At 72.1% G+C, this 14647-nt stretch carries 13 protein-coding genes; 3 read left to right on the plus strand and 10 right to left on the minus strand.

Features of this window, described 5'->3' with window-relative positions:
• Positions 1–45: 45 nt before the first annotated feature.
• Entirely contained in the window at positions 46–1506 is a 1461-nt protein-coding gene (locus AB0M95_RS17745; RefSeq protein WP_363765344.1) for a hypothetical protein, read from the minus strand.
• Positions 1507–1725: 219 nt separating this feature from the next.
• On the opposite strand from AB0M95_RS17745, the gene AB0M95_RS17750 reads away from it, so the two are divergent.
• Complete coding sequence (locus AB0M95_RS17750; protein WP_363765347.1) at positions 1726–2547, plus strand: methyltransferase domain-containing protein; 822 nt, start codon at positions 1726–1728, stop codon at positions 2545–2547.
• A gap of 5 nt (positions 2548–2552) precedes the next feature.
• Here AB0M95_RS17750 and AB0M95_RS17755 read toward each other — a convergent pair whose 3' ends face one another.
• Positions 2553–3857, minus strand: a complete 1305-nt coding sequence (locus tag AB0M95_RS17755; RefSeq protein ID WP_363765350.1) for a UDP-glucose/GDP-mannose dehydrogenase family protein — start codon at positions 3855–3857, stop codon at positions 2553–2555.
• 38 nt (positions 3858–3895) lie between these two features.
• Between AB0M95_RS17755 and AB0M95_RS17760 the strand changes: the two genes are divergently transcribed.
• Both AB0M95_RS17760 and AB0M95_RS17765 read left to right on the plus strand, forming a co-directional pair.
• Positions 3896–5257, plus strand: a complete 1362-nt coding sequence (locus tag AB0M95_RS17760) for a UDP-glucose/GDP-mannose dehydrogenase family protein (RefSeq protein ID WP_363765353.1) — start codon at positions 3896–3898, stop codon at positions 5255–5257.
• A gap of 38 nt (positions 5258–5295) precedes the next feature.
• Positions 5296–5523: an ATP-binding protein gene (locus AB0M95_RS17765; RefSeq protein WP_363765356.1), complete on the plus strand. Its 228-nt coding sequence runs from the start codon at positions 5296–5298 to the stop codon at positions 5521–5523.
• Positions 5524–5754: 231 nt separating this feature from the next.
• Here AB0M95_RS17765 and AB0M95_RS17770 read toward each other — a convergent pair whose 3' ends face one another.
• From AB0M95_RS17770 to AB0M95_RS17805, 8 genes are all read right to left on the minus strand, one after another.
• Positions 5755–6852: a DegT/DnrJ/EryC1/StrS family aminotransferase gene (locus AB0M95_RS17770; protein ID WP_363765359.1), complete on the minus strand. Its 1098-nt coding sequence runs from the start codon at positions 6850–6852 to the stop codon at positions 5755–5757.
• On the minus strand, positions 6849–7520 hold the full coding sequence (locus AB0M95_RS17775; RefSeq protein ID WP_363765362.1) for an acetyltransferase: 672 nt from the start codon (positions 7518–7520) through the stop codon (positions 6849–6851). Before AB0M95_RS17775 ends, AB0M95_RS17770 begins: the two co-directional genes overlap by 4 nt.
• Before the next feature lie 112 nt (positions 7521–7632).
• Positions 7633–9105 carry an oligosaccharide flippase family protein gene (locus AB0M95_RS17780; RefSeq protein WP_363765365.1) on the minus strand — a complete coding sequence of 491 codons (1473 nt, stop codon included), beginning with the start codon at positions 9103–9105 and terminating at the stop codon, positions 7633–7635.
• Complete coding sequence (locus AB0M95_RS17785) at positions 9102–10313, minus strand: glycosyltransferase (RefSeq protein WP_363765368.1); 1212 nt, start codon at positions 10311–10313, stop codon at positions 9102–9104. Before AB0M95_RS17785 ends, AB0M95_RS17780 begins: the two co-directional genes overlap by 4 nt.
• A 2-nt stretch (positions 10314–10315) precedes the next feature.
• Positions 10316–11437 carry a DegT/DnrJ/EryC1/StrS family aminotransferase gene (locus AB0M95_RS17790; protein ID WP_363765371.1) on the minus strand — a complete coding sequence of 374 codons (1122 nt, stop codon included), beginning with the start codon at positions 11435–11437 and terminating at the stop codon, positions 10316–10318.
• Positions 11434–12588, minus strand: coding sequence for a glycosyltransferase (locus AB0M95_RS17795; RefSeq protein ID WP_363765374.1), 1155 nt, complete (start codon positions 12586–12588; stop codon positions 11434–11436). Before AB0M95_RS17795 ends, AB0M95_RS17790 begins: the two co-directional genes overlap by 4 nt.
• Complete coding sequence (locus AB0M95_RS17800) at positions 12585–13553, minus strand: NAD-dependent epimerase/dehydratase family protein (protein WP_363765377.1); 969 nt, start codon at positions 13551–13553, stop codon at positions 12585–12587. Before AB0M95_RS17800 ends, AB0M95_RS17795 begins: the two co-directional genes overlap by 4 nt.
• Complete coding sequence (locus tag AB0M95_RS17805; RefSeq protein WP_358516945.1) at positions 13550–14587, minus strand: Gfo/Idh/MocA family oxidoreductase; 1038 nt, start codon at positions 14585–14587, stop codon at positions 13550–13552. The genes AB0M95_RS17800 and AB0M95_RS17805 overlap by 4 nt, the downstream gene beginning before the upstream one ends.
• Positions 14588–14647 lie beyond the last annotated feature (60 nt).

Genomic DNA, 14647 nt, shown 5'->3' on the forward strand with positions numbered 1-14647 from the left:
GCAAGCGGCGCGGCGGTGGCGCCCATGCGGTACGGTGCGAGGCTCCTACGCTTTCGCCTGGAGCAGCGGGCGGGCACGCTCGACGAATGCGTGGACCTCAGGCGATCCGTACGGCTTGAGGGACTTCACGAGGCGGGAGGTGTGCCCGACGCAGCGCGCGGAGTCGACCTGGCCGGTCAGCGCGTCGACGGCGCGGCCCCCGTACTCGAGCGCTTTGTCGATGTCCGGTTGGGGCTGCTGCACGTACGTCGTGGCGAGCAGGACGTGGCGGAGCGCGCCCTCGCGTGAGTGCGTCGCTGATTGCAGGCGTAGCCCGCTGCGCAGGTGTGCGCGGGCGCGGGTGTGGTCGCCGAGTCGCAGGTAGCAGTACCCAGCCTGGGCGTGCGCTTGGGCCTCGGTCATCCAATAGCACCAGGCCGGTGCCCCCGATGAGGCGGAGGAGTCGCCGAGTACGTCGAACGCGGCGTCGATGGCCCGCCTGCAGGCCGCGACCGTGCGGGTGCTGGTCGCGTCGTCGTTGGCGTACGCCTCCGCTACGCGCAGGTGCAGGATCGCGGTCACCTGCGGGCTGGCGCCGGGGTAGCCGTTGCGGGCGGTCTCGGCGAGGGTGATCGCTTCCCGGGTCCGGCCGAGGTCTTTCGCCTGGCACGACAGGAAGCCGAGGATGTTCGCGGTCAACGCCCGATCGCCGGCGGCGTAGGCGGCGCGCAGCGCGGCCGACCAGTACTGCTGGGCTTGGGCGTGCGCGGAGGTGTCGAAGGACAGGAACCCGGCTAGGCGGAGCAGTTCGGCGACCGCGCTGTGCAGTCGCAGCCCCACGACGTCGCTGTAGCGGCGGTTGTTCAGCAGGTCGACCGCGCTGGTCACGTGCTGCTGTACCAGCGCCAGGAGGGCACCGCCGCCCAACTGGTCGTCCATGCGGCGCAGTTGGTCGGTGATCACGTCGAGGGAGTCGACGACCTCAAGCGGTAGCGGCGCCGCCCCGCCGCGGCCGGTTCTGGGATCGGTCGAGCGCGTGGCCCCCGCCAGTGGAGTCACGACATCGTTGATCCAGGGGGTGGCCGCGGACAGCAGACCGACCCGTATGGCTGTTCGGCGGTTCGTCGCGTTCCCCCCGTCACCGGTAGCTACTGCAGCAGTCGGCGTTCCTATTAGGTCATCTATCAGACATCGGTAGATCTGCGCTAGGCGGATGATGTCGGTATAACTCGGTTCCCGGGCATTCGGCGATGCCGGGCTTCCCGGCCCCTCCCACCGTTCCCAGTACGAGATGTACTTCCCCGTTTTCGGTTTGTCGCTCGGCCACAGCTGGTTGTACAGGTCCGCGACGCCGTCCTGTGTGAGTCCCAGCGCGAGCCGGAACGCCACCCGCATGTTCACGCCGTGGGCGGCGGCGATCGCCGCGGCGATCTGCCTGGTGCTCGCGCCGAGCCCGGCCATGGTCGAGCGGAGTTGCAGGATGTCGCCCCTGCTGAGGCGGCGAGGCAGCTCGACGCCGGAAGCCATTGGACGGCCCTCCTCCTCACGTCCCTCGATCCGACCTTGCTGGTGGCGCTTCACCCGTAGATGACCACACACCTGGGCGGCACGCCAGCGGGATCGGGCGGCCGGGTCTGTAACTCCCCCGCCGCGTGGGTGGAGGTCGACACACCCAGTGACCGACAGTCATGAATACATCACACAGGGGTGGTGGGGAGCCCACTCACTCGGCCAACGGAGGCGCATGTGCATCCCCTGACCAGCGTTCGCTACCCAGACCCTGGCGCGATCTTCGCGACCACTGCGGACGACTACACGCGGTACCGGCCGGACTTCCCGGCTGCTCTCGTCGAGTACGTGACCGGCCTCGCCCAACCGGGCGCCCATCCGACCGGCGCGCCCGTGCTGGACCTCGGGTGCGGGACCGGCCGGGTCGCGTTGCAGCTGGCCCAGCGGGGCCTGCCCGTGCTGGCGGCCGACCCGTCGACGGAGATGTTGAAGGCGGGCCGCATGCACGCGGCCGACCTCGGCGTCGACGGCATCACCTGGCAGGTAGGCGACTCCACCAACGTGGACGAGCTGCCAGCGGCGCGCGGAGCGACGATCGGCGACGCGTTCCACTACATGGACCGAGACCAGGTCCTCGCCGACCTCGACAAGGTCGTAGTCCCGGGCGGGTTCGTGGCGGTCCTGGTAAGCCACGCGATCGGCACCGCGCGCGCCTGGTGGGAGCCTGTCCTGGACCACCTGCGCGATCACTACCTTGGGACGCACCGGGCCGCTGGTGCCGGTGTGCCATACCAGTACCTCGCCGAGGACCACGAGACGGTGCTGCGCCGCTCCCCGTGGTCGCAGGTCCGGGTACTGCGCGCCGACCAGCGGCTCAGCCTGTCGCTGGACGAGCTGATCGGCATGCAGTTCACCTACGCTTTCTCCAGCCGGGCCGTCCTCGGCGACCAGGCCGACACGTACGAGCAGGCGCTGCGCAGGACGCTGACCGACATGCAGCCGGACGGGCGGTTCACCGCGACCGTGCAGGCCGCGGTGATCGTCGGCCAGCGCCCGTGAAGCGCCTAACCGCGCCCGGGCCGGTGGATGGTCCAGTCGTGCTCGTTCCACCAGACGTCGTGGAGCACGGCCCGGGTGTCGATCGCGACCCGCTGGGCGACGACGCCGCCCAGATCTTGGGGATTGATGGCGCGGAACTCGGGCCAGCCGGTCATCACCAGCAGCAGGTCGGCGCCGCGGGCCGCGTGGATCGGGTCGTCGGCGTAGCCGAGGTCGGGGTGGGCAGCGCGGGCGGTCTCGATGGCCATCGGGTCGTACACGGTGAGCGCGGCGCCTGCCGCGTGCAGACGGGTGGCGACGTCCAGGGCGGGCGAATCGCGGATGTCGTCGGTGCCGACCTTGAACGCCGCACCCCACACGGCGATGCGCCGTCCGGTCACGTCACCGCCGAGCGTCTTCGTGGTGAGGTCCACGACCCGGTCACGCCGGGCTGCGTTGATCTGATCGACCACGGACAGCAGTTCGACCGCGCCTTCCGCGCCGAGGTCGCGGGCTCGTGCGGCGAACGCCCGCCCGTCCTTGGGGAGGCAGCCGCCGCCGTAGCCGAGCCCGGCGTCGAGGAACGCTCGGCCGATGCGGGGGTCCAACCCGATGGCATCGGCGAGCAGTCGGACGTCGCCTCCGGCCGCTTCGCACAGGTCGCCCATGGCGTTGATGAAGCTGATCTTCATGGCGAGGAAGGCGTTCGCGGAGCCCTTCACCAGCTCGCAGGTCACCGGGTCGGTCACGACGAGCGGCACTCCGGCGTCGGTGATCGGCGCGTACGCCTCACGGATGACCCGTTCGGCTTCGGTGCTGTTCACGCCGACGACGATGCGGTGTGGGCGCAGGGTGTCCTGTACGGCGTGACCCTCACGGAGAAACTCGGGATTCCACACGACCTCCACGGCATCCCCGGCCGGGGCCAGTTCGCGGACGAGGTCCCGCACGGCCGCCGTGGTGCCGGCGTGGACGGTCGACTTGCCAACGATCACGCAGGGCCGGTGCAGGTGCTCGGCCAGCATCGACACCGCCGAGAACAGCTGCGACAGGTCGTACTCGCCGCGGTCTGTGCCGGGAGTGGCGACGCCGACGAAGTGCACGTCGCCGAACTCGCCCGCTTCGGCGAAGTCTGTGGTGAAGCGGAGCCGTCCGGACGCGATGTGCCGGGTGAGCATGTCGTCCAGCTCCGGTTCGTGGAACCAGGCTTTCCCCCCGCGCAGCGTCTCGATCTTTGCTGCGTCGATATCCACCCCCAGAACATCATGACCGATCTCCGCCATCGAGGCCGCGTGTGTCGCGCCCAGATGGCCACACCCGATCATCGTCATCCGCACGGTCTGGCCGTCCCTTCGTTCGGAGGTGCCCAATGAAGATCAGCGTTATCGGATGCGGCAGGCTCGGAGTCCCGTACGCCACTGGTCTGGCGATCGGGGGTCACGAGGTGCTCGGCCTGGACGTCGCCCCGGCCACTGTCCGCATCTTGTCCGCAGGCCGGGCACCGTTCGAGGAGCCCGGCCTGGCCGAGGCTATCGCCCGCCATCGCGACGATGGGACGCTTCGCTTCACCAACTCCTACGACGACGTGGCAGCCCACGCCGACCTGCACATCTTGTGCGTCGGCACGCCGCAGCAGGCGGGCGGCGAGCTCGCGGCCGACCTGAGCGACCTGAACACCGCAGTGGTCGACCTGGTTCCCCGGCTTGAGCGCGACGCGGTGATCGTCGTAAAGTCGAGCGTTCCCGTTGGGACGACCGCCCACCTCGGTGGCGTCGCCCGGAGCCTCGCCCCGGCCGGCGTCACGGTCACCGTGGTGTGCAGCCCCGACTTCCTCCGGGAGGGCATGTCCCTGGAGGACACGGCCTGCCCGTCGCGGATCGTTCTGGGTCTGCCGCCGGACCCCGGTGACGCGGAGGCGACGCTTCGGCAGGCGTGGGACTTCCAGATCGCCGCAGGGTCGCCGCTCGTCGTTACCGATCTCACGACGGCGGAGATGTGCAAGACAGCGGCCAACGCGTTTCTGGCCACGAAGGTGTCGTCCATCAACGCGTTTGCGGCGCTGTGCGAGGCCACGGCCGGCGACGTGCGGCAACTGAGCCGGGCCCTGGCGCTCGACCCGCGTATAGGCGGCGACTTCCTGGCCGCCGGTCTTGGGTGGGGCGGCTCGTGCCTGCCGAAGGACCTGCGGAGCCTGATCGCGCAAGGGCGGGAGCGGGGTCTGGCCGACCTGCAGATTCTGGCCGAAGCCGACGCGATCAACCAGCGCCGCCAGGCTCGCGCGGTCGAATTGGCGCGGCAGGCGTGCGGCGGTGTGCTGCTCGGCCGACGGGTGGGCGTCTGGGGCCTGGCCTTCAAGCCGGGCGTTGACGACATCCGCGATTCGCCCGCGCTCGCCGTGGCGCTGGCTATCCACGGGGAGGGCGGGATCGTGTCCGCCTACGACCCGATGGCGATCGGCATTGCCCGGGCCGCGCACCCGGAGTTGTCCTACGCCGACAGCGCGGCCGACGCCCTGGTCGACGCCGATGTGCTGCTACACCTCACCGCGTGGCCGGAATTCACCGGCGTGGGCAGGGAGCGGCTTGTGCGGTTGGCGCGACTCGCCCGTACCCCGGTCGTGGTTGACGGGCACGCCGCACTGGACCAGGCGGAGTGGATCAGCGCCGGGTGGGCTGTGGAGTCGCTCGGGCGTGCCCCCGCAGCGGTAGCGGTCGGCGTCGGGAGGGCCTGACCAACGTGTGCCGGCAGGGAGCCCCGCATCTGTCGTGGGTGCAGGGCTTTCCCCGGCTCGCGCTACAGGTGTTCGACGATGGTCAGGCCATACGTGTCGAAGTAGGAGACGAGGGTTCGGTGGATGGCATGCCGGTGATTCCCGCGCAGGTCGATCCGCTCAGCGAAAGCGGTCGTGGCCTGTGGCTGGTCCGGGAATTGTCTTCGGCTTGGGGCTGGGGGCAGACCGAGCCCGGGCGAACCGTCTGGTTTGAGGTGGCGCTATGACGGGACGCCTAGGGCTCGTCGAGGCTTCCACCTCCCCATGGGGCGCGCCATGGGGGTTCTCGCGTGATTACCTGACTGACCCTCTGGTCTGCGATCCCCACTCCAGGAAATGGGAGCTTGAGCGGATGCTGTCCTGGGTTCGGGGGGCGGCCGGTGGGAGGCTCGGCCTGGCTGTGGAGGGAGCTGAGGGACGTCTCGGATTGGGGGCGTCCCTCAGGGCTCCGGTTCGGGTTAGAGGCGGGTGAGGACTTTCTCCAGGGTTTCGGCTACCTGCTCCTGCTGGGACGGGGTCAGGTGGGGGTGCATCGGGAGGGAGAGGATCTCGGTGGCGGCCTTTTCGGCGACGGGGAAGTCGCCGTGGGCGTAGCCGAGGTCGCGGAAGGCCGGCTGGAGGTGCACGGGGGTCGGGTAGTGGATCTGCGCCTGGATCCCGGCGGCGTGCAGCCCGGTCATGATCTTGTCGCGCGCGGGGACGCGGACGACGTACAGGTGCCAGACGTGCAGGTTGCCGGGGGCGGTGCGCGGGAGGCGGACGCCCTCGATGCCGGACAGCAGCTTGTCGTACCGCTCGGCGGCCGCGCGGCGCAGCTCGTTCCAGCGTGCCAGGCGCTTGAGCTTGGCTCGCAGCACCACGGCCTGCAGGGTGTCCAGGCGCGAGTTGAAGCCGAGCGTCTCGTGCCGGTACTTCGCCTCGCTGCCGTGGTTGGTCAGCAGCCGCACGGCGCGCGCCGGCTCCGGTGAGGAGGCGAGGACGGCGCCCGCCTCGCCGTACGCGCCGAGGTTCTTGCCCGGGTAGAAGCTGGTCGCGGCCAGGCCCACGGGCGGGCGGTCCTGCTGCTCGGAGCCCTGCGACTGCGCGGCGTCCTCGACGAGGGTCAGGCCGTGCCGGGTGGCGATGTCCTGGACGGCCGCCATGGGCGCCTGCTGGCCGTACAGGTGGACGGGCAGGATCGCCGCGGTGTCCGGGCCCACGGCGGCCTCGGCGGACGCGGGGTCGATGAGCAGGTGGTCGTCGTCGCAGTCGGCGAGCACGGGACGCAGCCCGGCGCGGACGACGGCCTCGGCGGTGGCGACGAACGTGTTGGCGGGCAGCACGGCCTGCGACCCGGCGGGGGCCCCGGCGGCGCGCAGGGCCAGTTCGAGCGCGTCGGTGCCGTTGCCGACGCCGACGCAGTGCGGCACGCCGGAGTACTCGGCGTATTCCTTCTCGAAGGCGGCGACGTCGGGGCCCTGGACGAAGGCGGTGTCCTGGAGTACCCGGTCGAACCCCTGGAGCACCTCCTCGGCCACCTCGGCGTGGGCAGACCGCAGATCGACGAATGGGATCATTTTCCGGGCTCCGTGATGACTGATGCGGGACGGATGAATCGTGCGGGCACACCCGCCCAAACCTCTCGGGCGGGGACGTTCTTGGTGACGACGGCCCCCATACCTACCAGGGCGTGGGCGCCGATCGTGAGGTTCTCGCGGACGAGCGCGCCGGACCCGACGTAGGCGCCGCTCTCGACGCGCACGCCTCCGGCGAGACGGCATCCCGCCGCGAGCGTGACGAAGTCCTCGACGACGTCGTCGTGGGTGAGGGTGACGTGCGGCATCACGCAGACGTGGGCGCCGACGGTGACGGCGGCGGTCAGCACGACCTGGGCCAGCACGACCGACCCCGGGCCGATCGAGGACGAGCGGGACACGCTCGCGGCGGGGTGCACGAGCGTGGCGTACCGCTCGGGCGGCAGGCCGAGGCGCGCGGCGATCCGGGAGCGGACGGCGTTGTCCCGGGGGTTCGCCGTGCAGATCACGATCTTGGCGTCCTCGCGCTTGAGGGCCTCGTCGGACCCGGCCAGGACGGGCACGCCGTCCACGACCGTGCCGTGCCTGGCGGGGTCGTCGTCGAGGTGGCCGAGCAGGTCCCAGGTGGGCGACGCGTCGTTGATCGCGTGGACGACCTGGACGGTCTCCCGCGCGAGCCCTCCCGCCCCGACGATCAGAAGCGGCGTCATCGGCACTCCTTCATGAGCGGGGTCTCGGACTTCATGAGCGAGGTCTCGGGCGGCGAACTCACGGACGCGGCCCGCCGCTTCGAGCCCACCGCTGTCGCACCGGCTGGGGCGATCATGACGTCTCCTTCACGGTGCGCAGCACGCCGCGGCGGCGGTAGCCGTACAGGCCGACCACCAGGACGGCGAACGTGCCCGCGGCGGCGAGGACCAGCAGATCCGGGGACAACATCCGGACGGCCAGCACCGCGACGGCGGCGACGGCCACGGCGGCGAGCACGGCCTGCCAGAGGTTCGCGGCCAGGTCGAGGAGCCGGACCCCGGACCGCCTGAGCTGGCCCAGGTAGGTGGGCAGGACGACGATCCCGGCCACCGCGACCAGCGCGACGGCGGCGCCGCGCAGCCCGTCCCGGTTCACGCCGATCCACATGGCCGGGACCAGCACGACGAGCCACAGGGCCTGGACGGCGAGCACGGCGCGGGACCGTTCGATGACCACCAGATAGTCGTAGACCAGCTCGAAGAAGATGCGCAGCCCGGCGAGGACGCCCAGCCCGGCCAGGGCGACGGCCGCCGGCGCCCACTCCTCGCCGTACACGAACCTGATCACCGCCGGGGCGGCCCCGCTGAGCAGCAGGCAGATCGGGAGGGTGAGCCCGACGAGCAGCCCGGCCACCGCCACGAACGACCGGTTGAGCGTCGGCCGGTCGTGCTGGAGCCGCGCGAACGCGGCGGGCGCGACGGCGCGCACCGGCTGGGAGAACACCGCGACCGGCCACCCGGAGAGGTTCACGGCCAGCACGTAGAAACCCAGCGCCGTGGACCCGAGGACATGTCCGATGACGAGCTGGTCGGCGTACCCGACGAAGAACACCAGCAGGGAGGATCCGGCGAGCGGGACGCCGAACGCGAACAGCCGTCGCGCCACGTCCCGGTCGAAGCCGAACCGGAGCCGTCCGGGCGCGAAGTGGACCAGCAGCGCGCCGCCCGCGAGAGACCCGGCGACCCGTCCGATGGCCAGGCTCATCGCGCCCATCCCCGCCAGGGCGAGCCCGAGCGAGACCAGGGCTCCGAGCCAGTTGTCCACCTGGTCGGCGATCATCTTGCGGCCCTGCATGAAGTGCCGCTGGATCAGCGCCGCCGACGTGGCGACCAGCCCGTTGGTGAGGACGCTGAGCGAGAGCACCCGGACGGGCCCGGTCGCGGCGGGGTTGCCCATGGCCTCGGCGAACGCGGGCGCGGCCAGCATGAACGCGCCGCAGACCAGCACGCTGAACGCGGCCGAGAGCGTGGCGACGGTCGGGACGATCGTGCGCGGGTCGTCGGGCCAGCGCACGATGGCGAGGCTGACACCGAGTTCGTTGATGCTCAGCATGGCGAGCAGCGCCACCAGCGCGACGGCGAACGTCCCGAACTCGTGCGGGCCGAGCACGCGGGCGAGCGTGATGCCGATGGCCAGCGTCCCGAACCGGGCGGCCAGGGTGCTGAGAAAGCTCCAGCCCAGCGCCTTCCCCGCCCGCGCCCGCAGCGAGCCCGCGTCGGACGGGGGACCCGGCGGCGGGAGGGTTCCGGGGTCCAGGTCGGTCATTTGGGGCTCCGGGCTACCGCGTTGAAGTCGTCGCGGGCGTGGGTGCCGCGCAGGCGTTCGTACTTGCGCCGCAGCTTGTACCCCAGCACGCCCGCGGCGGTGCCGACCGCGTCCATGGCGGCGGGCCGCTCGCTGACGGCCTGTTCGTAGATGCCGAGCTGCACCCGCGCGGCCCGTTCGAGGCTGAACCGCTCGACGACCAGCCGCCTGCCGTACGCGCCGAGCCGCGCGCGCAGCCCTGCGCTCGCGTGCAGGCCGCGCAGCATGCTCTCCAGGCGCGGCGCGCCTTCCTCGGCGCCGCCGCCGATGCCGTACCAGCCCTGGCCGAGGAAGATCTTCTCGGTCTCGGGGGTGAGCAGCTCGAAGAAGCCCAGCTCGCCCTGCACGATGAGCGGCTTGGCGAACGCGAGCGACCGCAGCGCCGAGCCGCCCATGGCGAGGCAGACGGTGGCGGCGGCGTAGGCGGGCCGGGGGTCCAGGAGCTGCCCGGTCACCACGACGACGCGGCGCCCGGCGGCGGCGTTGGCGACCTTGGCCCGCCGTTCCACCTCGGCGCGGGCCGGGCCGTCGCCGACGATGACGAGCCGGACGTCCAGCTCGGCGGCGAGCCGTCCGACCACGCCGATCGCGGTGAGGATGCCTTCGAGCTTCAGCTCGGCCACCAGGCGGCTGACCACGACCAGGTCGAACGGCCCCGGCTGCAGGTCGTGCGCGCGCCGGAACTCGTCCACCGGGTGCCCGGGGGCGTTGGCGACGACGTCGACGGGCGGTTCGATGAGGTGGACGTGCCTGCGGCCGGGCGCGGCCCGCTCCTGGATCTCACGGGTGCCCACCACTAGCGGCAGCGACGCGGGCAGGAACGGCGCCACGGACATCGACATGATCGTGCACACGGCGGCGGCCGGCCCGCGCAGGCCCGCGTAGAACGCCTCAACGCCCGGCGGCCACTCGTACCCGTGGATCACGTCCAGCCCGCGCCGGACGGCGAGGTCGCGCAGCATGCGCACGGTGGTCATCGACGGCCGCCGCCGCGCGGGGTCGAGGGGCAGGTGTTCGAGCCCCGCGCCGGTGACGTACTCGACGAGCGGCCCCGGCTCGCCGATCACGGCGACCTCGTGCCCCAGCGCCTGGACGGCGGCGGCGAGCTCGACGGCGTTGAGCTGGCTGCCGCCGACCTCCATGGCGTGGGGGTACACCAGGATGCGCACGGTCAGCTTCCCGCGGCGGCGTGGATCGCCTCCACGACCTGGTCGTGCTCGGCGTCGGTCATGGTGTGGAACAGCGGCAGGATCAGCGAGTTCGCGGTCAGCCATTCGGTGGCGGGCAGGTCGCCCGTGGCGGTCCCGGCGTACGCGGGCTCCAGGTGGGCGGCCATGATGCCGCGCCGCGCCGAGACGCCGCGCGCCGCGAGGAACGCCAGCAGCTCGTTCCGGCTCAGGGGGAAGTCGTCGGGCAGCGCGATCCAGAACGACTGGAAGTTGGACGTGCCGTGCTCGGGGTCGCGCACCATGGTCAGGCCCGGGACTCCGCCCAGCAGGTTCAGGTAGCGCGCCGCGAGCGCCCTGCGGCGGGCGACCATCTCGGTGAGCCTGCCGAGCTGGACCAGCCCGACGGCGGCCTGGAGGTCCGTCATGCGGTAGTTGAAGCCGACCTCGGTGTACTGCTCGGGCGCGGTGGACCCGGAGGCGTGCCGGTCGGCGGCGCTGACGCTCATGCCGTGCTCGCGCAGCCGCCTCGCCCGCGCCGCGACCTCGGGGTCGTCGGTGGTGAGCATGCCGCCCTCGCCGGTGGTGAGCAGCTTGCGCGGGTGGAACGACCAGGCGGCCAGGTGCGCGCCCGCGCCCACGGGCCGGTCGCGGTAGGTCGAGCCGGCGGCGCAGGCGGCGTCCTCGACCAGGACCAGCCCGTCGTGGGCGGCGCGGATCTCCTCCACGTCCGCCGGCACGCCGCCCTGGTGGACGACGATCACCGCGCGGGTGCGCGGGGTGCGGGCGGCCTCGATGGTCTTGGCGGTGAGGTTGCCGGTCGCCGGGTCGATGTCGGCGAACACCGGGGTCGCGCCGACGTACTTGACGGCGTTGGCGGTCGCGATGAACGACAGGGACGGCACCACGACCTCGTCTCCGGCGCCGATCCCCGCGAGCACCAGGGCCAGGTGCAGCGCTGTCGTGCAGGAGGAGGCGGCGACGCCGTGACCCGCCTGGACGCTCGCGGCGAACCGGCGCTCGAACTCGGCGACCCGCGGCCCCTGGGCGACCCAGCCCGAGGCGATGACCTCGCCGACGGCCGCTTCTTCCTCCTGGCCGAACCACGGCCGCATCACCGGGATCATCGCCCGGCCACCTCCCTGATCTCTAATCCGAGGAGGTCCGCCAGCAGGCGGACCCTTTCGTTCCAGTCGTGCCGTGCCGCGAAGGCCCGCCGCCGTTCGGCGAGCGTCGGCGTGCGCGGGATCCGCAGATGCGCGGTGACGGTGGCGGCGAACTCCGCCGGGGTGCGGGCTACCGGGATCAGCGGGCCCGCCTCCAGCCACGCGGTGGCCGGGAGGTCGGTGGAGACGACACCCCGCCCGGCCGCCAGGTATTCGAGCGTCTTCAGCGGGAAGCTCGCCCGGTTGAACGCGGTGTCGGTGTACGGCGTGAGCCCGACGTCGATGAGCCGCAGGTAGGACGGCAGCTCCTCGTAGGGCTTGCGGCCCACCCAGTGGACGTTCGCCCGGCCGATCAGCGCGGGCCACCGCTCGGGCTCGTAGCCGACGCCTCTCGGCCCGACGATCACCAGCGGCGCGCCGGTGTCGGCGACGGCCTCCAGCAGGGCGACGTCGATGCGCGCGTTGACGTGCCCGACGAATCCGGCCACACCGGTCAGCCCGGCGGGCAGGTCGGCGGGCGGCGGCGCGTCGTCGATCGACGCGTACGCGGCCACGTCACATCCGTTGGGGACGAGCGTCGCGTCGCGGCCCAGGCGCGTCACCCGCTCCACCAGGCCGGGGGAGACGACGGCGACCGCGTCCGCCCGCCGCGTCATGCGCGCCTCCGCCTGGGCCAGCCGGGACGCGGACATGCGGATCAGCGACGCCCCGGCGACCAGGTCGTCGGTGACGTACCGGACGGTGCGGGCGCCGGGCCGGACGTCCAGCAGGTCGGTCGTCCCCGCCACCACGACCCCCCCGATGCGCAGGCCCGCCTTGCGCGCGGCGCCGCGGACGGCCCGCCGGGCGAGGGCCGCGGTGAGCCGGTCCACGCCCGGACGGTAGGCGGCGGGCGGAGCCACCGGGCTCAGCCGCCACAGGCGCGGCGCGACGTGGCGCAGGACGTGGCCCGCCTCGCCGGTCTCCGGGTCGCGCAGACCCGAGCGCACCGGACGCGGCGGGTCGACGTACAGGACGTCGGTGAACGCGCTCAGCCGGTCGGCCATGTGCCGGTCCGTGCCGCTCACGCCGTCGTAACGCGTGCCTCCCGCGTAGACGATCGAACCGTTCACCGGGCCTTCTCGGCGCGCCACCACGCGACCAGGCGGCGCAGGCCCTCCTCCAGCCCGATCTCGGCCTTCCAGCCGAGCCGGTCGGCGGCGGCGCTCACGTCGGCGAGGCGGCGGGTGACGCCGTTCACCGCGCGGGCGGGGCCGAACTCCAGGCCGAGGTCCGTGCGTCCCATCACCGACATCAGCGTCTCGGCGAGCTCGCGCAGGCTGGTCTCGGTCGAGTTGGCGATGTTGAACACCTGGTCGGTCGCGTCGCTCTCGGCGGCGAGCAGGTTCGCGCGGGCGATGTCCTCGGTGTAGACGAAGTCCATGGTCTGCAGGCCGTCGCCGAGGATCAGCGGCGGCTGGCCGTTCTCGATGCGCTCCATCCAGCGGATCAGCACCTCGGTGTAGAGCCCGTGGATGTCCATGCGCGGGCCGTACACGTTGAAGTACCGCAGGGCGACGTAGTCGAGCCCGCGCATGGCCTTGAAGCTGCGCAGCAGGCCCTCGTTGAACGTCTTGGCCGCGCCGTACAGGGTGTCGTTGTCGTACGGGTGGTGGTCCTCGCGGGTGGGGAACTCGGTGGCCAGGCCGTACACCGACGCGGACGAGGCGGCGACGACCTTGCGGACGCCCGCGTCGGCCGCGGCTTCGACGACCTCGTAGGTGCCGTCGACCAGCACCTCCAGGGCCAGGCGCGGCTCCTCGGCGCACTGGGTGATGCGGATGGCGGCCTGGTGGAACACCACGTCCATGCCCGCGGTCACCGACCGGACGAGGGCGGTGTCGCGGATGTCGCCCTCGACCACGCGCAGACGCCCCTCGGCGACCGCCTCGGCGGCGGCGAGGTTGGCCCGGCGGCCCCGGACGAAGTTGTCGAGCACGACCACCTCGCCCGCGCCCGCGGCGAGAAGCCGGTCCACGATCGTCGAGCCGATCGTGCCCGCGCCCCCGGTCACCAGGCAGCGGCTGTCCTTGATCATTGAGCGGATCCCCCCAGGTCGATTCGTCTGCCGTCATTCTGGATGCTTCGTCCCGCCGCTTCCAGCAGAGCCAGCACGCGCAGCCCGGCCCTCCCGTCCGTCAGCGGGGCGCGGCCTTCGATGATGGAGGCCGCGAACTCGCTCATCACCCCGCGCAGCGCCTCACGCTCGGGCAGGGCGGGTACGACGACGTCACCGGTTCGATAGGAGATGAGGGCGGCCCGTCGCTCGTCCTCCCCTACGGCCGAAAGGTCCACCCCCCGGTCGTACACGGCGAGGCGCTGGGCCGGGTTGACGTCGTCCCACACGATCGTGCGGCGCGAGCCGCCGATCACGGTGGTGCGGATCTTGGTCGGGCTGAGCCAGTTCACGTGGACGTGCGCGATGGCGCCCGAGGACAGCCACAGGGTGAGGTAGGCCAGGCACGGCTTGCCCGCGCCGATCGGGTCGGAGCTGTGCGCCGCGACCGCCACCGGGGTCACGCCCTCGGGCAGCACGAAGTCGAGGATCGACAGGTCGTGCGGCGCGAGGTCCCACAGCACGTCCACGTCCGGCTGGACCAGGCCCAGGTTGATGCGGACGGAGTCGACGAACTGCACGTCACCGAGCTCGCCGGACGCGACCAGGTCGCGGATCTTGCGGACCACCGGCGTGTAGCAGAAGGTGTGGTCGAGCATCAGCACCCGGTTCCGCTCCTCGGCGAGGGCGACCAGCTTCGCGCCCTCCTCGTGGGTCGGGGTGAGGGGCTTCTCGACCAGCACGTGCTTGCCGGCGTCCAGGGCGGCGCGCACCAGGTCGAAGTGCGTGCGCGCGGGGGTGGCGATGGCCACGGCCTCCACCGCCGGGTCGGCCAGCACCTGGTCGACGGACGAGGTCGGCCTCACCGTGGTGTAACGGCCGAGTACCGCCTTCGCGCGCTCCTCGTCGAGGTCGCACAGCCACTCCAGGCGCAGCTCGGGGGTCGCCATGGCGTTGCGCACCAGGTTGGGCCCCCAATAGCCCGCCCCGATGACGGCAAGGCCGATCGATGTCACGCGGATCTCCTCTCGTGTTCGCATGGGCCACCGCGTGCGGCCCGCCCGCCAAGGACGAGC

It is taken from the genome of Sphaerisporangium sp. NPDC051017, from assembly GCF_040683095.1.
In the GTDB taxonomy this organism is placed as follows: domain Bacteria; phylum Actinomycetota; class Actinomycetes; order Streptosporangiales; family Streptosporangiaceae; genus Sphaerisporangium.

What these genes read in the sequence shown, in the direction of transcription:
- AB0M95_RS17745 (WP_363765344.1), bottom strand. Translation starts at nt 1,506, where the DNA reads ATGGCTTCCGGCGTCGAGCTGCCTCGCCGCCTCAGCAGGGGCGACATC.
- AB0M95_RS17755 (WP_363765350.1), bottom strand. Translation starts at nt 3,857, where the DNA reads ATGACGATGATCGGGTGTGGCCATCTGGGCGCGACACACGCGGCCTCG.
- AB0M95_RS17760 (WP_363765353.1), top strand. Translation starts at nt 3,896, where the DNA reads ATGAAGATCAGCGTTATCGGATGCGGCAGGCTCGGAGTCCCGTACGCC.
- AB0M95_RS17770 (WP_363765359.1), bottom strand. Translation starts at nt 6,852, where the DNA reads ATGATCCCATTCGTCGATCTGCGGTCTGCCCACGCCGAGGTGGCCGAG.
- AB0M95_RS17775 (WP_363765362.1), bottom strand. Translation starts at nt 7,520, where the DNA reads ATGACGCCGCTTCTGATCGTCGGGGCGGGAGGGCTCGCGCGGGAGACC.
- AB0M95_RS17780 (WP_363765365.1), bottom strand. Translation starts at nt 9,105, where the DNA reads ATGACCGACCTGGACCCCGGAACCCTCCCGCCGCCGGGTCCCCCGTCC.
- AB0M95_RS17790 (WP_363765371.1), bottom strand. Translation starts at nt 11,437, where the DNA reads ATGATCCCGGTGATGCGGCCGTGGTTCGGCCAGGAGGAAGAAGCGGCC.
- AB0M95_RS17800 (WP_363765377.1), bottom strand. Translation starts at nt 13,553, where the DNA reads ATGATCAAGGACAGCCGCTGCCTGGTGACCGGGGGCGCGGGCACGATC.